Annotated in this window: 17 protein-coding genes; 2 read left to right on the forward strand and 15 right to left on the reverse strand. The window is 29.2% G+C overall.

The window, feature by feature from the left end:
- Nucleotides 1–56 precede the first annotated feature (56 nt).
- From DY168_RS08640 to deoC, 5 genes are all read right to left on the reverse strand, one after another.
- Nucleotides 57–2,594: a P-type ATPase actuator domain-containing protein gene (locus tag DY168_RS08640; RefSeq protein WP_115641408.1), complete on the reverse strand. Its 2,538-nt coding sequence runs from the start codon at nt 2,592–2,594 to the stop codon at nt 57–59.
- A 164-nt stretch (nt 2,595–2,758) separates the two neighbouring features.
- The gene (gene sigF, locus DY168_RS08645) at nt 2,759–3,517 is read right to left on the reverse strand and encodes an RNA polymerase sporulation sigma factor SigF (protein ID WP_115641409.1); all 759 of its coding nucleotides are present in this window, start codon (nt 3,515–3,517) and stop codon (nt 2,759–2,761) included.
- A gap of 8 nt (nt 3,518–3,525) precedes the next feature.
- Complete coding sequence (gene spoIIAB / locus DY168_RS08650; RefSeq protein WP_115641410.1) at nt 3,526–3,954, reverse strand: anti-sigma F factor; 429 nt, start codon at nt 3,952–3,954, stop codon at nt 3,526–3,528.
- 22 nt (nt 3,955–3,976) lie between these two features.
- Nucleotides 3,977–4,303, reverse strand: a complete 327-nt coding sequence (gene spoIIAA, locus DY168_RS08655) for an anti-sigma F factor antagonist (protein ID WP_115641411.1) — start codon at nt 4,301–4,303, stop codon at nt 3,977–3,979.
- Nucleotides 4,304–4,528: 225 nt separating this feature from the next.
- Nucleotides 4,529–5,203 carry a deoxyribose-phosphate aldolase gene (gene deoC, locus DY168_RS08660; RefSeq protein WP_115641412.1) on the reverse strand — a complete coding sequence of 225 codons (675 nt, stop codon included), beginning with the start codon at nt 5,201–5,203 and terminating at the stop codon, nt 4,529–4,531.
- A gap of 384 nt (nt 5,204–5,587) precedes the next feature.
- Here deoC and DY168_RS08665 point away from each other — a divergent pair, with 384 nt between their 5' ends.
- Entirely contained in the window at nt 5,588–6,007 is a 420-nt protein-coding gene (locus tag DY168_RS08665; protein WP_115641413.1) for a hypothetical protein, read from the forward strand.
- Nucleotides 6,008–6,162: 155 nt separating this feature from the next.
- On the opposite strand, the gene DY168_RS08670 is transcribed toward DY168_RS08665, so the two are convergent.
- Entirely contained in the window at nt 6,163–8,718 is a 2,556-nt protein-coding gene (locus tag DY168_RS08670) for a calcium-translocating P-type ATPase, PMCA-type (protein ID WP_115641414.1), read from the reverse strand.
- Nucleotides 8,719–8,884: 166 nt separating this feature from the next.
- On the opposite strand from DY168_RS08670, the gene DY168_RS08675 reads away from it, so the two are divergent.
- Nucleotides 8,885–10,531, forward strand: a complete 1,647-nt coding sequence (locus tag DY168_RS08675; protein ID WP_115641415.1) for a putative manganese-dependent inorganic diphosphatase — start codon at nt 8,885–8,887, stop codon at nt 10,529–10,531.
- 141 nt (nt 10,532–10,672) lie between these two features.
- On the opposite strand, the gene DY168_RS08680 is transcribed toward DY168_RS08675, so the two are convergent.
- The 9 genes from DY168_RS08680 to flhA all read right to left on the reverse strand — a co-directional run bounded on the left by DY168_RS08680 (nt 10,673) and on the right by flhA (nt 18,910).
- Nucleotides 10,673–11,440 (reverse strand): hypothetical protein, encoded by a 768-nt coding sequence (locus tag DY168_RS08680; RefSeq protein WP_115641416.1) that lies wholly within the window; start codon nt 11,438–11,440, stop codon nt 10,673–10,675.
- Nucleotides 11,441–11,591: 151 nt separating this feature from the next.
- Nucleotides 11,592–12,383, reverse strand: coding sequence for a flagellar hook-basal body complex protein (locus DY168_RS08685; RefSeq protein ID WP_115641417.1), 792 nt, complete (start codon nt 12,381–12,383; stop codon nt 11,592–11,594).
- Between the two features lie 14 nt (nt 12,384–12,397).
- The gene (locus DY168_RS08690; protein ID WP_115641418.1) at nt 12,398–13,180 is read right to left on the reverse strand and encodes a flagellar basal-body rod protein FlgG; all 783 of its coding nucleotides are present in this window, start codon (nt 13,178–13,180) and stop codon (nt 12,398–12,400) included.
- 196 nt (nt 13,181–13,376) lie between these two features.
- A complete protein-coding gene (locus DY168_RS08700; protein ID WP_115641420.1) occupies nt 13,377–13,844 on the reverse strand; it encodes a hypothetical protein in 468 nt (155 codons plus the stop codon).
- Nucleotides 13,845–13,849: 5 nt separating this feature from the next.
- Nucleotides 13,850–14,584 (reverse strand): FliA/WhiG family RNA polymerase sigma factor, encoded by a 735-nt coding sequence (locus tag DY168_RS08705; protein WP_115641421.1) that lies wholly within the window; start codon nt 14,582–14,584, stop codon nt 13,850–13,852.
- Between the two features lie 2 nt (nt 14,585–14,586).
- On the reverse strand, nt 14,587–14,772 hold the full coding sequence (locus tag DY168_RS08710; protein ID WP_115641422.1) for a hypothetical protein: 186 nt from the start codon (nt 14,770–14,772) through the stop codon (nt 14,587–14,589).
- 10 nt (nt 14,773–14,782) lie between these two features.
- Entirely contained in the window at nt 14,783–15,640 is an 858-nt protein-coding gene (locus DY168_RS08715) for a MinD/ParA family protein (protein ID WP_115641423.1), read from the reverse strand.
- Nucleotides 15,634–16,890, reverse strand: coding sequence for a flagellar biosynthesis GTPase FlhF (flhF, locus tag DY168_RS08720; protein ID WP_115641424.1), 1,257 nt, complete (start codon nt 16,888–16,890; stop codon nt 15,634–15,636). Before flhF ends, DY168_RS08715 begins: the two co-directional genes overlap by 7 nt.
- Nucleotide 16,891: 1 nt before the next feature.
- A complete protein-coding gene (gene flhA, locus DY168_RS08725; protein ID WP_242984170.1) occupies nt 16,892–18,910 on the reverse strand; it encodes a flagellar biosynthesis protein FlhA in 2,019 nt (672 codons plus the stop codon).
- Between the last annotated feature and the right edge of the window lie 18 nt (nt 18,911–18,928).

Consider the following 18,928-nt stretch of genomic DNA (forward strand, 5'->3'; position numbering starts at 1 on the left):
TTATCTTGAATTTTAACCATTAATCTTTAAATTAAACCTTATATCAAATATTATAATTATATCTTTTGCCTTGTAAAAAGGTAACAACCAGCAGAAAACACCAAAAATGATATTATGTCGTTAATTTGCATATAATACTCAAAATAATTCGTAGATATAAATACTATTAAAAATAATCCTATAACTTGTACTAAGAAAAGTATTCTAGTAATTAACTTATTTAAGCTATATTTAGATCCTCCATTAAAAGATTTTATTATAAAATAACTTGTAGCAATTAAATATATCTGTTGTTTTAAAGCTTCATTAAAGAACATTAAGTTTATCTCATATATACCATATATGAGTACAGCCATAAATGTAGCTTTAAGTATGGACTTTGGAAATCTTATATATATATCATTTAATTTATTAGATTCATTTTTTTCATTACAACTTATTAATATATTTAGTGTTCCAATGGGAATTATAAATGTACCTATAATAATTAATGCATATTTATTTATATTGTAACCTTCTCTACCTAGACTTTGTAAAAACAATAAAAATATTAAAACTAATGAAGATGTTAAAAAGTAGTTTAATGATCTTTTAATTTGAATAAGCAACTTAGGACTTAAATTTATTAACTTATTTAAATTGCCAATGCAATCGTTATTTATATATACATCTGAAAGATTTTTAACTACTTCACTGCTCTCTCCTACAGATATAGAAACACTTGCCTTACTCATAGCAGGTAGTTCCGTCATATTTTCGCCAGCGCATAAGACCTTTAAAGCTCCTTCATTCCACTTTTCTACAATAGCAACCTTATCTTCTGAACTTATTTTTGAAAATATCTTAATTTTGTTTATGTTTCTATCTATCTCACGTTTCTCCATATACCTCATTTCAACACCTGACCAAATCTCCTCGATAGACTTTATTATTTTAATATCTTTTCCCCAACTATAAGCTGTTAGTTTATTATCTTCTGTAGCTATAGCTACTCTTATTCCTCTTTTTTTGAGATTTAATATATCGTCATCTATATTTTCTTTTAAGGTACTTTTAAACCCGGCTATTCCAAGTAATACTAAGTTACTTTCAACATTTTCTAATATACTAGGTTCATAATTAAAATTTCTATAGGCAAAGCCTATAGTTTTTAATCCTTTTGAAGATATTGATATATCAGCATCTTTTATTTCACTTATATCTTCTTCTGTAATCTCCTTTTCTACACCATTTTTCATTATATGAGTGCATCTTTCTAGAAGTGCTTCTACAGATCCTTTTGTATTTGCTCTAAAATTATTATCTATTTTATTTAAAGTTGTTTGAATCCTTTTATCACTATCATAAGGTATTTCAAATATTCTTATATGCTCATTTGATAATATATCTCTACTTACAGAATAAGCCTTTGCATATTTTATCAATGCTTGATCTATTGTCGTACCCTTCACGCTATCCTTCGAAATCTTAGAAAAACTATTATTACATAAAAGAGCTATGTTTAAAAATCTACTAAAATGTATAGTATTTATATTCTTTTCTTCTGTTATGTTATACATAGCTCCATCTGTATATATATTGGTAAGATTAACATCATCTTCACTTATGGAACCTACCTTATTTAAAAATATCATATCTATATCTTTAATAAGATGGAATATAGATATGCTCTTTATTTTTATCCCTCTTTTATTCCAATAATCCTTAATCCATACCGAATATATGTTAAAAATCAACAAAAAGCCAGTTGGACAAAAACATAAGATTAAGTAATAATACATATAGATGTTAAATTCCTTCTTTAAATATAAATTAAAAATGGATATTGCTATTATTAACCCTATAAATATTACAGATATCGAATTTATGATCATATTTACCTTATTATCAAGAATATCTTTTTTCTTTCTATCATAGTCTAATACCTTTACAGTTTTTCCTATCTCTGTTTGCTCTCCTATAGCTATAACAACACCAATACCTCTGCCCTTAACTATTTTTGACCCCTTGAATACTATATTTTTCATATCTGCTAATTGTATATCTTTTTCTTCTATTTTAGTTTCATACTTTTCTGCATTGTAGAATTCTCCCGTAACCAATGTCTCCTTTACCTCTAAATCCTCACTTTCTATTAGCCTAAGATCAGAGGGTGCTGTAGAGCCCTTATCTAATATAACTATATCACCAACCACGAGTTCTTTACAATTTACGTTTACTATAATTGCGTCTCTTAAAACTGTACAGATAGTTTCATTTAAACTTTGTAAATCTCTTAAAGACTTTTCATTTTTATAACTTATCTTAATATTAAATATAAATGTAAAAATCAAAAGAAGAAGTCCAATAATTGATATTAAAAATTCTCCAAAATATATGCTCACAAAAATTGAAATTAAAGCATACAGTACCCACACATTTAATAATTCCCTCATCGTTAAATTTATAAGGGATAACGGTTTTTTCATTTCTAGAACATTACTCCCAAAGGTCTCCCTTCTTTTTATTACTTCTGATTTTGAAAGTCCCACATATTTATCTGTTTCCAACTTTTCTACTGCAAGATTCCATGTCATATTATAAAACTTATTCATATAATCACCTAAACCCCATCATCTTTTATGTATTAACTTTAATTATATAAAAAACTTCATTAAAAAGCTACTTAATTTACTCTTTAGTTTTATAATTAAACAATAAAGTGAAAGTAATTAATCTTTTTAAGATTAATTACTTTCACTTTAAATCAAAATTTTTGCTATTCCTTTTCTAAGGTTTTTCTCATAGCTTTTAAAACCTTTTTTTCAATCCTAGAAACTTGTACTTGACTTATTCCTAGCATTTTAGCTACTTCTACTTGGGTATTATCTTTAAAGTACCTAAGCATTATTATCTGCCTTGACTTAGCATCTAAATCTCCTAAAGCTTCTTTAAGTGACAGTCTATCTATTAAAGAATCATCTTCTTCATATCTTTCACTAAGCTTATCTATCAAAAGTACTGGTGCACCATCATCTTGGTGTATAGTGTCATAAAGATAATGTATGCTACTCGCAGATTCCATAGCATATACGATTTCTTCTTTATCCACTCCTGAAAATTTTGAAAGTTCATCTAAAGTAGGCTCTCTATCTAGTTCTTTGCTTAAAGCCTCTTTATCATAATGTAATTTTCTCGCTATACTCTTAACACTCCTACTAACTTTTATTATTCCATCATCTCTTATAAATCTTTTTATTTCTCCTATTATCATAGGTACCGCATAGGTAGAGAACTTTACATTGTAACTTGCATCAAAATTTTTTATTGCCTTTATAAGTCCCATAGATCCTATTTGAAATATATCTTCGTACTCATATCCTCTATTCATAAACTTTTTAGTAATAGATGAAACTAGTGGTATATTTATTTCTATAAGCTTATCCATTGCAAGTTTATTACCCGTTTTCGACAAAACTATAAGTTCTAAATTATCTTCATAACTATACTCTTCTTTCTTTAATATTTCCTCATCCATATTTTCACCTATTCCAAAGGTCTAAATTTCTTTTTCATTATTACCTTAGTACCTTCTCCTTCTTTACTTAAAACCTTTAGTTCGTCCATAAAGGTCTCCATAACCGTAAATCCCATACCAGACCTTTCTAGGTCAGGTCTTGATGTGTATAAAGGCTCCATTGCCTTTTCTATATCAGTTATACCAATACCATTGTCTTTTACAATGATGGTTACTTCAGAGTTTTCTATATAAGTTTCTATAAAAACTATGCCTTTTTTATTTTGGTATCCATGTATTATAGAATTTGTTACAGCTTCAGATACAGCTGTTTTAATATCTGCAATTTCTTCTAGGGTAGGGTCTAGTTGGGCTACAAAGGATGCTACAGCAACCCTTGCAAAACTTTCATTTTGAGATTTGCTCATAAATTCTATTTTCATAATATTATCTACCATCTTTTATTCCTCCATTGAATATCTATAAGGCTTCTTCTAGGGTGTTATAGCTTTTTATTATCTTAAACATACCTGATAATTCAAATACCTTTTTTACCCTGTCCTTTACTTCTACTACACAAATCTCGCCATTTTTCCCCAAAAGCTTTTTATACCTACCTATAACCACCCCTATACCTGAACTATCCATAAATGTTACCCCAGAAAAATTCATTACAAGTTTCTTTATTTTATCCCTATCTAACCTATCATCGATCTTTGCCCTTACCTCTTCTGCGCTATGATGATCTAATTCTCCTGTTAATAAGACTATTAATTTATCATCTTTTTTATCAAATTTAAGATACATAATCACACTCCTAATTTATTTTAAGAGCATTTCACCTCCTATAAAGTAATCACCTAAATGACTATATTCTATAGCGTTCATTATTTTCCTTCTTTTTCAACTAAATTCCATTTATTTATTTTATTATAGTTCAAAAACCACTACATATATCTATTAATTGAATGTTAAATGCAAAAAAAGAAGTAGAAATTAAATTTCTACTTCTTTTTTTTGTGCTTTAATATTTTAATAATTAGAGTCTGATTTACCACCTTCACATATAACTATGGAAGCTGAGGCTCCTATTCTTGAAGCACCTGCATTTATTACATTTATTGCATCTTCATAAGACCTTACTGCACCAGATGCTTTTACTCCCATATTGTCGCCAACAGTATCTCTCATAAGTTTAACATCCTTTGCTGTTGCTCCTCCTGTAGAAAATCCTGTAGAAGTTTTAACATAATTCGCTCCTGCTTCTTTAGAAAGCTTGCAGGCCATTATCTTTTCTTCATCTGTAAGAAGGCAAGTTTCTATTATAACCTTTGTAAGCGCTTTCTTGTTTGCTGCATTTACAACAGCTTTTATATCTTCTCTTACATAATCATAATCTTTAGCTTTAAGCTTTCCTATATTTATAACCATATCAACTTCTTCGGCTCCATTTTTTAAAGCATCTTGAACTTCAAAGGCTTTAACCTCTTTAGTGTTAGCTCCTAAAGGAAATCCTATAACTGTACATACTTTAACATCACTGCTCTTTAATAGTTCTGAACATAATGCAACATTGGAAGGGTTTACACAAACTGATGCAAAATTATGTTCTGAGGCTTCCTCACATAATATTTTAATTTGTGCCTCTGTAGCGTCTGCTTTTAATAAAGTGTGATCAATATACTTTGCTAATATCTTTTTATCCATAATACGCCTCCTAAAATTTTTTTTAAATACTTTATTGAGTATTTAAAAAACTGCAAATATATTTATTAATTGCAATTTTAATATGTTATATCTAAGTTCATTTTATACCAATATATATAAATAAACAATACATTTAATAGTTTATTGCGATTAATATATTAATTAAGCTTTAAATTTACCTTTATAACTTTGTATCGTGTTTTAATCTTATTAACTTTCTGATATAATATATAAGATAATAACAATACATTATATTGTTTTTTTGATTTCACATATTTTTATGCTGTGTTATAATACACTTTAGTAGTAGCATATCTATATATATTTATTTTACGAAGCATTAATAAATTCATACATTATATTATTAGAAAAGGAGTTATAACTATGGGTTTTAGAGAAAAATTAGCTAAGCACTATACAGATGCTTATATAACTAAGTACGGAGATAGATTAGCACAAATTCAAGGGAATGCAGTATCCGTTAAAGTAGAAGAGAAGACTATATTATGGCTATTTCATAAAATAACTGCAATATTAATTGTAAGGCCTGAAAGAAGTAAGGGAATAGTAAAGTGTGTTTATAAAAAAAGTAAATGGTTTAAAAAACCTGGCTTTATAAATATTAATCCAGGTCATCTTCTAGTTATTCAGGGACTCAAATCAAAAAAGGGTAAAAAATCTAAAGAAAATAAAGATTCCATTGAAATAATGAATATCATGAATCTTACTACAAAAAAAGATTTAGTACCAGTAGATAAATCACAGTTAAAAAAATCCCAAAAGGTTCAAAGAATAAAACAGTAGTAATAAAACAAAACCTCCTCACTAAAAAGATTTAGTGAGGAGGTTTTGTTTTATTACACAGGTGTACTAATTTCTAGTATTTCTTATATTAGTTGATATTTCTTAGCATTAATAATCTTTATACTTCTTTATATTATTTAATTAAGAAAACTTATTTAACCTTTATAATGATCCTTTTTGTAAAGATATAATCCATTTATAAGTGTAATTATCCCAGAAAAAAATACTATAAATAGCCATTGTCCAATTCCTAATGCTGTAGTTTTAAATATATTTTGAAATAAAGGTATATAAATTATACCTAAAAGCATTAATATAGATATTAAAACCGCTCCTAATAAATAAATATTAGTAAATGGATTTATCTCAAATATAGAGTGATTTTCAGACCTACACTCAAAAACATGAATAAGCTGTGATAAAACTAAAGTACTTAAAGCCATAGTTCTACAAACTTCAAGACTCATATTATAGTATTTACCTACAATAAAGGAGAGCAAAGTACATATACCAATAAGGCTACCACGTATTAATATCTTCTCACTAAGACCATGTGAGAATATACTTTCATCCTTATGTCGTGGCTTTTCTAACATCACATCTTCATCTGATGGGTCTACACCTAAAGCTATAGCCGGAAGTCCATCTGTAACTAAATTAACAAAAAGTATTTGTATAGGTGTAAGTGGGTTTTCTAAATAAAATATAGATGCTAAGAACATAGTAAGAACCTCTCCAAGATTACAGGATAAAAGATATCTAATAAACTTTCTTATATTATTATAAATAGTTCTTCCCTCATCTATAGCTGCTACTATTGTGGCAAAGTTATCATCCATTAATATCATAGATGAAGCCTCTTTTGTTACATCTGTGCCTGATATACCCATAGCAATACCTATATCAGCTTCTTTAATGGCTGGTGCATCGTTAACGCCATCCCCCGTCATTGCCACTATGTTACCTTGATTTTTAAAAGCCTTTACTATTCTTAATTTATGGCTTGGACTTACTCTTGCAAATACCTTTATATTTTTCACAGCCTTTTCTAGGTCCTTATTTTTAAGATTTTCTATTGTCTCACCAATCATTACCTCATCTATGCTAGTACAAATACCAAGCTCTTTGCCTATGGCATAAGCTGTATTTTGATGATCCCCTGTAATCATAATAGGCTTTATCCCTGCCATCTTACACTTTAAAACTGCATCTTTTACTTCAGGTCTTGGGGGATCTATTATACCTGCTATGCCCAAAAACGTTAAACTTGTTTCTAAATTATCACCCTTTGATAAGTTCTTATCTTTATACGCTGCAGCTATACACCTTAATGCACTTTTAGACATTCTATCCACTGCATTTATTATATTTTTCTTTTTATCTAATGTAAGAATTTCTACCTTACCATCTTCATAAAGGTACTTACATCTATCAACTACTCTTTCCGGTGCTCCTTTAACATAACAACATTCTCTACCATCTTCTCTAATTATTACAGACATCATTTTTCTTGTAGAATCAAAGGGTATCTCATGTACCCTACTTGATTTTAGTATAAAACCTTTAAGTTCTTTAGGATTTTTATAAAACATTTTAATCAATGCTACTTCTGTAGGGTCTCCTCTTAATGATTCTTCTATATCCCTTGCTTCAAAGTCATAAGAGCAGTCATTACAATATACAAGGGCCTTTTTTAGTAATATGTTATCTGATAAACTTACCCTTTCTAAATCATAAATATGTTGATTCTGATATACAGACTTAACTTTCATTTTATTTTCTGTAAGTGTTCCAGTTTTATCGCTACATATAATTGAAGTACATCCTAAAGTTTCTACTGCCGGTAGCTTTCTTACTAGAGCCTTTCTTTTTAACATCCTTGACACCCCTAAGGCTAAAGATACCGTAACTATTGCAGGTAACCCTTCCGGTATAGCTGCAACAGCAAGACTTACTCCAAGTAGGAACATTTCAGTAGGCTCTTGTCCTCTACTGATGCCAACTAATGTAACTATCGCACAAATACAAAGGCACATTATAACAAGTACCCTACCAAGTGAAGCTAATTTTTCTTTTAAAGGCGACTTTTCTTCTTCTATATTTTGAATCATATCTGCTATCTTTCCCATTTCGGTTTTCATTCCTATAGCAAAAACTCTAGAAGTACACCTGCCTTTTAATATGGTAGTTCCCATAAATAATTTATTTTCTTTACTGCCTATACCCTTATTTGCTCCTTTTGACTCTCCTGTCAAGAGGGATTCATCCGCAACAACACTTACACCCTGAAGTAAGATAGCATCGGCTGGCACCCTATCTCCTGCCTCTAATATAACTACATCACCTATGGTCACATCTTTAGCATTTATAACTGTAATCTTTCCATCACGTAAAACTTTTGCTGTAGGTGCAGCGATACTTTTAAGTGCCTCTAGGGATCTTTCTGTTTTATATTCTTGAATAAACCCTAAAATAGCATTTATTATAACAATTATTATTATTGTTATAGCATTTGACATATCCCCCATAATTCCCGATACTATAGTTGCTGCAATAAGTATCCAAGTTATAAAATCATTAAATTGAGAGAAGAATATAATTAAAGGTGATATCTTCTTCTTTTGATAAAGTTCATTAAACCCATAAACCTTTTGAAGTCTTTCAGCTTCCTTAGTCTTTAGCCCCTGATACAGTTCTTTTTCTTGAAACATTTCTTGTCCTCCTCCTTACAAACATATGATGTTTGTAAAATTCTCTTCACAATATTTATTGCCTATAGTAATATATGTTTCATAAGGATACTTTACAACTTAAAAGTTTGTAGCTAAAATAGATTTATAAAGATTCATAAAGATCTTTGAAAGGAGTTATTTAAAATTGAAAGATGTAATATATATATCAGGGCATAAAAATCCAGACAGTGATTCTATTTGTGCAGCTATTGCCTATGCTGAATTTAAAAATAGAACAGAAGACACCGAGGCACTTCCAGTAAGGCTTGGGGAACTAAATAGAGAAACAAAATTTATTTTAGATTATTTTGAAGTGGAATCTCCAAAACTAATAGAAACCGTAAAACTTCAAGTTTCTGATTTGAACATAGATAAGATAGCTCCTATATCACCAGATATATCCCTTAAGATGGCTTGGAATATAATGAAAAAACATAACCTTAAAACCTTGCCAGTAACAGATGAAAATGAATACTTAAAAGGGATAGTTTCAGTATCTAATCTTACCTCAACCTTTATGGATGTTTGGGATACTAATATACTTTCTAAAAGTAATACTAAACTTGAAAATATTTTAGAAACTTTATCTGCAAAACCAATATTTATTTATAAAGAAGCATCGAGCTTTAAAGGTAAAATTATTGTAACTGCCATGAAACCTGAAAGCATACAATGTTTAATTGAAGAAGGGGATATTGCAATTGTAGGAGATAGAGAAGATAATCAACTTATTTCTATAAATGCTAAATCTTCTCTAGTTATAGTAACAGGAACTCAAGAAGTAAGTGATACTGTAATAAAAAAAGCAGAGGAAAATGGTTGTACACTAATTTCAACCTCATATGATTCCTTTACTGCAGCAAGACTTATAACCCAAAGCATTCCTGTTGAATATGTTATGGCGAAGGATAATATAATTAGCTTTTCTACAGAGGACTTTGTAGATGATATAAGAGATGTTATGATTGAAACTAGGTATAGAAGTTATCCAGTTGTTAACATTGAAAATAGAATAATAGGGAGTATTTCAAGATACCATCTAATATCAAGGAACAAAAAAAAGGTTATATTATTAGATCATAATGAAAGAGGTCAATCTGTAGATGGTCTTGAAGATGCTGAAGTTTTAGAAATAATTGATCACCACAGAATTGCCGACGTACAAACAGGTACTCCAATTTACTTTAGAAATGAACCTGTTGGAAGTACATCCACAATAATAGGATCTATTTTCTTTGAAAATGGTATTAGACCTTCAAAAAAGGTAGCTGGAATATTATGTGCTGCTATAATTTCAGATACGCTTTTATTTAAATCACCTACTGCCACTAATGTAGATAAAATGATACTTAAAAGATTAGCTCAAATAGCTAACTTAGATGTAGAAACCTTTGCAAAAGAAATGTTTAAAGCTGGTACTTCATTGATAGATAGAACTGCTGAGGATGTATTCCATCAAGACTTTAAAATATTTAACCTTGGTAATATGAAAATTGGTGTGTCCCAAATAAATACTATGGACATAGAAAGTTTTTTGCCTATAAAGGCAGATATGATAGACCTTATGGAAACTAAAGTTGTTAAAGAAAATTTTAATATCTTAATATTTATGTTAACAGATATATTAAATGTAGGATCAGAGATTATGGCTAGTGGACCTAATAAAGATATGGTGTCAAAAGCTTTTAATATAAAACTTAATAATAAGGAATCTATATTCCTACCAGGAATCTTATCTAGAAAAAAACAAGTGATCCCCCCTTTAAGTACTGCTATAACTATGATTAAATAACCCAAATTTAAATAGTAGTATTTATATCATATTAAAGGAGAGAAGAAATAAGTTATATTATTTCTTCTCTCCTTATTTGCATATTAATAAACCTTAATTAAGTTAATTAATCTCATATTTAAAATAACACCTTTAAGCAATCTATTTATACAAGAATACTACCCCCATAAACATTGCAAAAAATATAAATGATAGAGCGTAGGTGACACTTAAATAATCTTTTATACAATACTCATCTATTTTACTATTATATCCCCCATACTCCTTAATATAATTTATAGAATTTTTCTCAAAATGATGATAGAAGTTTATAGATTCTATATAGGCTGCCATGATTTCTATATTAAGTAAAGGCTTTGTAATAGAATTTTTAATATAATCTCCTTTAAAGTCTATTTCAAACTTTTTATTTCTAAATATATATATATAATAAAAGAATATCTGAATAATTAAAGCTGGTACTATGTTTAAAATATTGTTTAATATTTTAAATAAATCATAATCTTTAATTTCACTAATATTATATATTAAAAAGTATATAATACCTACAGTATTAGAAAATAAGGCTATATAAAACAGCGGTGCTACAAATCCACATAAAATTGACTTGCAGGCTAAAGTTATTGAACCATAAAACTTTATAGGGCCCTCATGTTCTAAATTTTTCTTTTCGCTATTACTTATATCTATAACTATAAATGCTATTATAAAATTTATCATTTCACCTTTAGGACCTATTTCCATTAAATTATATACAAAAAATATAAATATCATATAAAAGATGTTCATTAATATCTTATATTTAAGTCTTTTCTTAAGTATCTTGTCACTGGTTCTAAAAACAACTTGTCTTTCTACTTTCCAAAAAATTATACTTATTAAGCACCCCAATATATACCCAATTCCCATAACTCTTCTCCTTAAATAAATACTATACTAATGTATATTTTAATATAGCATCATATATTCTAAACTCTTAACATTCTTATAAAATGTTATAATTAGACATAAAAAAACAGGAAAGCTTTTGTATAATAAACTTTCCTGATTTATTAAATTATTATCTTCCTCTAAGGTTATTGATTAATCCCCACATCTCATCTGCTGTCTTAAGGCTTCTTGAGTTCAATTCGAAAGCTCTTTGAGTTAATATAAGTTGAGTAAATTCTTCTGACATCTCTACATTAGACATTTCTACAAAACCTTGTCTTAAATCATAGTCTTTTGCTTCAACTAACCTCGCTCCTTCTACTGGAACAAAATAATTTTCTCCAACAGACACCAATGCCTCATCCCCTACTGTATTATAAATCGGGATCCTACCTATACGCACCCTAGCATTAGCCTCTTTTTTATAGATAACACCATCTTTGTCTATATTTAACTTACTATTCTCAAGTCCTACTTTATTAGGATTTATTCCTTCTTCATATTCTATATGAAGATAACTGCCCATATCATCTACTAAAGTTTCTCTGCTGGCATCTATATTAAAAGATCCTGCTCTCTTATAAACAGTTTGACCATCCGGTCTTGTAAATTTAAAAAATCCATCTCCATCTATAGCCAAATCTGTATTCAATCCAGATTCTCTTATATTTCCTTGAGTAAACACCCTAAGCCCATTTGTAGTTTTTGATCCACCACCATTATAAGGGTCAATTTTCCTCTCTCCATTGTCTGTTATAGGATACCCTTGCCTATTTAAAGTTTCATACATAAGATCTTTGAATCTTACATCTACCTTTTTATATCCATCCGTTCCAACATTAGATATATTATTTGATATAGAATCCAACTTTTCCTGATTGGCCATCATAGCACTTTTACTATTCCAAAGAGTTCTTAACATGTCTTATTACCTCCTTATCTTACAGCCCCTATTTCATTTGCTGCTTTATTTAATGTTTCATCAAGGGTTTGTACAATCTTTTGATTTGTTTCAAAACTTCTCATTACCGTCATCATGCTTACCATTTCTTCTATGATATTAACATTAGATCTTTCTAGGGACTTATGTTTTACTAAAGTTCCATCCATATTTATTGGATTTTCACCTTGATACAAATTATCCCCTATCTTTTTAAGTCCATTATAATCTTGGAAATCTACAGTATTAAATTTATAACTTTCTACATCATTCAACTTTAAGTTGCCATTATAATCCATAGTTAACTTTCCATCTCCAACAAATATAGGCTCCACAGCACCTGTTCTACTATTTATGCCCATTACATCATCACCACTATCTGTAACTAAATAGCCCCTAGAATTAGAATGAAAATGACCATCTCTTGTATAGTAAGTTCCTGATCCATTTTGAGCATTCTTTTTTACTGTAAAAAAACCTCTTCCTTCTATAGCAAAATCAGTATCTTTTTCTGTACTTTCAATAGATCCTTGTGTAAAATTAACTACTGTTTCATCTATCTTACTTCCTAAAGATAATTTACCTATAGGATTCCGTACATTTCTTCCACCTAAATTCTTATCATAATTTTCTATTAAAACATCGTCAAACTTTTTAATAATAAGATTATCAGATTTATATCCTATAGTATTTGCATTAGCCATATTAGATGATATAGTATTTTGTCTTGCTTCTTCAGTTATAAGTCCTGAAACTGCCGTATATATACCTCTTATCATTACTCCACTTCCTTTTTGTTTATAACTTTAAATTCTTCATGATAATCCATTCCAAGAACTCTAGCCTTTTCTTCTATCTTCTCTCTACTCATAGACTTGTCTAAGTTGTACCTAAACATGGATACTACTCCAATAATTATACCTAGACCTATTCCAACTAACACTCTTTTATCGCTCAAAAAGTTAAAGGTTGTTTTTATTTTTTGTATAATTCTTTTATTAATAGTACTTCCCCCCTGTTTAGATTTAATTCTTCACAAATCTCTTCTACTTCTTTTCCATTAGAAAAAAGCTTTATTACTTCTATAACTTTATCACTTTCCTTGATTTCTTCCACATTCTTAATTTCATCGTCTTTAACTAAATTAATAATTTGTGGTTTCTGTTCACTTTTTACTAAATCATTATTAATAATACTATTGTATCTTACATCTTCTTGTTTATCGTGCATAATCATATTATTCTTTAGATATTCAATATCTTTTTGCAGTTCAAAAATACTTTCAGCCATATCCTTCCTCATTTTACCAATGGCAATATCAGTCGGTGTTATAGAATTTTCTTTTTGAATTAAAACTTCTTTAAAACTTTTATCTTCTTTTTTTATAGCTCTAATATTAAGGGTTATAAGTACCCCTGCTATAATCATCAAATATATAGGCATAATACTCACTCCATCTGACTGTATTTTAACTTTTCCATGGCCTTTTTCAAATTTAATATGGCCCTACTATGAAGTTGGCAGACTCTAGATTCAGAGACCTCTAATACCTTACCTATTTGCTTTAATGTAAGCTCTTCATAATAATATAGTGATAACACTAATTTATCTTTTTCTTTTAATAAATCTAAAGCTTTTGTAAGATACTCTAATTTCTCTTTTTCTTCTAATTCTTCTGAAGGTTGAAGGCTCTGTTTATCCTCTATAATCCCCATAATTGGAATTTCTTCTTCTCCTGAAAATATTAGGTTTTCTAAAGATACCATCGATATATAGTTTATACTATTCTCAATTTTAACTATATCCTTAATTGGAATTCCTAATTCAGAAGATATCTCATAGACATCTGGCTCTCTCATAAGTTTATTTTGAAGCATATCCACAACCTTATTATAATTATTAAGCTTGTCCATTGATGTTTTAGAAATAGGAGCATTCTTTCTTATTTCATCCATCATAGACCCTTTAATTCTTATGGATGCATAGCTTGAAAATTTCATTCCCTTACTATCATCAAATTTATTAAAGGCATCCATAAGTCCTATCATTCCACAACTTAATAAGTCCTCATAATCTATATATTTACTTTTTCCAATTATAACCCTTGATGCTAGATACTTAACTAGCGGTGTATATTCTTTTATCATTTCTTCTTTTATATCTAAAGTCTCTAAGTTTAGCATCTTTATTCCTCCCTAAGTACAGAGTTTATCTGATTTATCATAAAAAGAAATATGTAGGTAGAATTTTTAAACTTTAATTCAATCATAGGTTTGCCTCTAGCAATACAGTTATTATTCACATATTTATATCTTTTTTTATTATCTTTTTGTTTCACTTTATTACTTATACTTACATATAAACTGTTCACGTACACCCTCCTATGAAAATATATTAAAAATCTTTTTTGCTAACTCCTCAGCTCCGGTACCTTTAGGTGCCTCTTTTGTGGAATCATTTATATATTCTGCTATAAGAAATATATCCTTAGTTGCTATTGAGTTTGGATAAGATATAGCGAAAGGCTCTTGACTTTTAACTGCTCTTATAACATCTTTATCTTCAAAAATTGTCCCTAAATGTTTAGTTTTCATTTTCAAAAAAGAATTTACTGCATTTTTAAACTTATTATAAGTTACTTCGCCTTCTTTATATTCTAAAACCTTATTTATTATCACACTAGTTTCAGTTTTTAATTTAAAATGATTTATTGCCTTTACAAGACCATAAGCATCTGTAAGTGATGTTGGTTCTGGTGTTGTAACTACTACAACTTCATCTGAAGATGCTATTAAGGCAAGTACAGTTCTATTTATACCTGCGCCAGTGTCTATAAGTATAAAATCTAAATCTTCTAATGCTTTAAGTTTATTTAAAAACTTATCTTTTTGTTCTTCTGTAACCTTCTCTATTTTACTTGTTCCTGGTCCTGCTAATAATAACTTCATTCCAAAAGGACATTCCATAAGAACGTCTTGTAATGCCATATCTTTCAACATGATATCAAAAACATTGTATTTAGGTAAAAATCCAAGAAGTATATCATCATTTCCCATACCAATATCTGCATCAAATATCATAACCTTGTTTCCCATCTTTTGAAGGGCAATCCCAAGATTTACAACTATATTACTTTTACCTACTCCGCCTTTTCCTGATGTTATTGTTATTATTTTTGTTTTTTTAATTAATCCCCTAGTTGAAGCCATTTCTCTTAATTTCTTTGCTTGATCTAACATATGCTATCCTCTAAAAGAATCAACTTAAGTAGCTCTTCTTTATTTAACGTCTTAATATCATCCGGTACATCTTGCCCTGTACTTACTAAACTTAAAGGTTTATTAGCCTTATCTAGTATATACATTATAGATCCATATGTGGATGTCTCATCCAACTTCGTAATTATCACATTGTTATAATCAATAACTTTATATCCTTCAATTATAGATTCTATATCTTTATCTTTTGTAGTACAACTTAGTACAAGGTGTATTTTATCAGTATTTATCTTATCTATATAAGCCCTTAGTTCAGAAATTTGCATTATATTTTTACTACTTCTCCCTGTTGTATCAATAAGTACAGTATCCATATATTCCATTTCTTTTATAGCCTCATCCATTTGCTTTTGATTCATTACAACTTTAAAGGCTATCCCCATAATATCAGCATAAGTTCTTAATTGATCAACAGCACCTATTCTATATGTATCTATAGTTATAAGTCCCACCTTTTTCTTCTCTACAAGCGCTAATTTCCCTGCTAGTTTTGCTATAGTAGTTGTTTTACCCACACCTGTTGGTCCTACTAAAATCACTTTACCTCTAAGACTATCTTCTGAAGATATATTAATTCCCTTTAATATAACCTCTTTTACCTTTTCTTTCATATCTACATCATCTTTTATATTCTCTGTTTCCTTTATTATATAATCAATTAATGAATCTTCTATATCTAGTGTTTTAAGAAAATCGTGCATATCCTTATTTCTTTTATTTTCTTTTGATTGTTCTAATTTTTTAGAGTCATCCTCTTTATTATCTAAACGTATAGCATCTTCTCTTACTGCTAATTTGTTTAAAATCTCCTTCATCTCTTTCATTTCATTAACAAGCTCGTTATTCTTATATATTGATTCTTCTTCATATTTGTGTTGTAACTTTATATCCTTTAACTCTACCTTATTATTTTTATCATCTGTTTTATTAGTAAAATGTTTATTATATTGTATATTTACATCTTTTTTGTTTTTAGTACTAACAATATTTTGTATAGCTTTTAAAGAGTCATCCATAGAATATTGTTCTTCTTTAAATGAAATCTCTTCTGCAGCTGCAGTTACTTCAATACAACTTTTAATAAATAAACCCTTGATTCCAGGTTTACGAACTTTTCTCTGACTTACAATTATTGCATCCTTACCTAATTCATATATTATTCTTGTCATTGCCTCATTCATGTTGTTAACAATATACTTTTTAATAATCATACTATATGGTTACAACTCCTTCAGCTCTAATTTCTACATCATTTGGTATTTCATTCAATGATATAATTGCAACATTAGAATAAACCATTTCAATTAGTTTTTTGAATGCTGGTCTTATTTTAGGTGATACTAATATAACCGGTTGATTATTGTGAAAGTACACACTATCTAAAACTTCTTTTATTGAAGTAAGAATTTTTCCTGTAGTATCCGGGTCTACTGCTGGGAAGCTACCACTCATAGTCTTTTGAATACTATTGGTTACTATTTCCTCTATCTTAGGATCCAAGGTTACTACAGTTATAGTCCTCTCCTCATCTATAAACGCATTACATATAGTTCTTCCTAAAGAGAACCTTACATACTCCGTTAAGAGCTCTATATCTTTTGTGTTCCTAGAATTATCTGCTAATGATTCTAATATAGTTACCATGTCTTTTATTGATACCTTTTCTCTCAGTAAATTTTGAAGTACCTTTTGTAATTCTCCTATAGTCATAAGATCTGGAATTAGTTCTTCAACTACCGTGTCATATTTCTCTTTTACAGAATCAATTATCATCTTAACTTCTTGTCTACCTAATAATTCATGGGCATGACTCTTTATAGTTTCTGTAAAATGAGTTACCATTACAGTAGTTGGATCTACTACTGTATATCCTTTAATTTCTGCATCTTCTCTTTGGTCTTTATTTATCCAATTCGCTGGCAATCCAAATGTAGGTTCAACAGTTTTAATTCCCTGGATATCTAAATTATCATTAGTAGGATCCATACATAAAATCATATTTGGTATTAACTCTCCTGATTCTATTTCAGTTCCCCTTATTTTAAATACATATTCATTTGTTTTTAATTGGAGATTATCTCTTATTCTTATAGGCTGAATCACTATACCCATCTCTATTGCACACTGCCTTCTTACCGATGAAATTCTTTGAAGTAAATCTCCTCCAGTAGACTCATCTGCCAATGGTATAAGTCCATATCCCATTTCAACTTCAATAGGCTCCACATTTATTAAATTCATTACATCTTCCGGTTCTCTTTTTTCAATTTCTGTTATCTGTGCTTGTTCTGTTTCCATAGCCATAGCTACCTTTTCATTCTCTTCTCTATAAAGTGCATAAGCTAAAGCACCTATTGCAACTGCTAATAATAGGAATGTAAATGTAGGAAGACCTGGTATTACTGCAAAAAAGAATAAAGTGGCAGATGCAAGTGCTAAAACCTTTGGGAACGCTGTAAGTTGTCTAACTATTATATTACCAAAGTTTTCTTCTGATCCAGATCTTGTAACCAATACACCTGAAGCAGTAGAAATTAGGAGTGCTGGAATTTGACTTACAAGCCCATCTCCAACAGTAAGACTTACAAATGTCTTTGCTGCTGTAGCTGCATCCATTTTAAGCATAACTACCCCTATTATTATTCCTCCTAATATATTAATAAGAGTTACTATAATTCCTGCTATAGCATCCCCTTTTACAAACTTAGAAGCTCCATCCATTGCTCCATAAAAATCCGCTTCATGTTGTAGCTTTTTTCGTCTATTTTTAGCTTCTAGCTCATCTATTAAGCCAGCATTAAGGTCTGCATCTATGCTCATTTGTTTTCCTGGCATAGCATCTAAGGTAAATCTTGCAGAAACTTCAGATACCCTACCTGCTCCATTTGTAATTACTACAAATTGTATTATTATTATTATTAGAAATATTATTATTCCTACTACATAGTTTCCACGAACTACAAAATCACCAAAGGCACTAATTATCTCTCCAGCATAAGCATCTGAAAGTATTAATCTTGTTGAGGATATATTAAGTCCTAACCTGAAAAGTGTAGTTATTAGTAGCATCGTTGGGAAAGCTGAGAATTCCAAAACCTCTGTAGTAAATAAGGTAAGTAACATTATAACCACAGATATTGTTATATTAAGAGCTAACAATACATCTAAAATCCAAGCTGGCAATGGTATTATTATCATCATTACTATACTAATTACACCAATAGCTACCATTACATCATATTTACTTCT

Origin of the sequence: Clostridium putrefaciens, assembly GCF_900461105.1 — a bacterium.
Classification (GTDB): domain Bacteria; phylum Bacillota; class Clostridia; order Clostridiales; family Clostridiaceae; genus Clostridium_L; species Clostridium_L putrefaciens.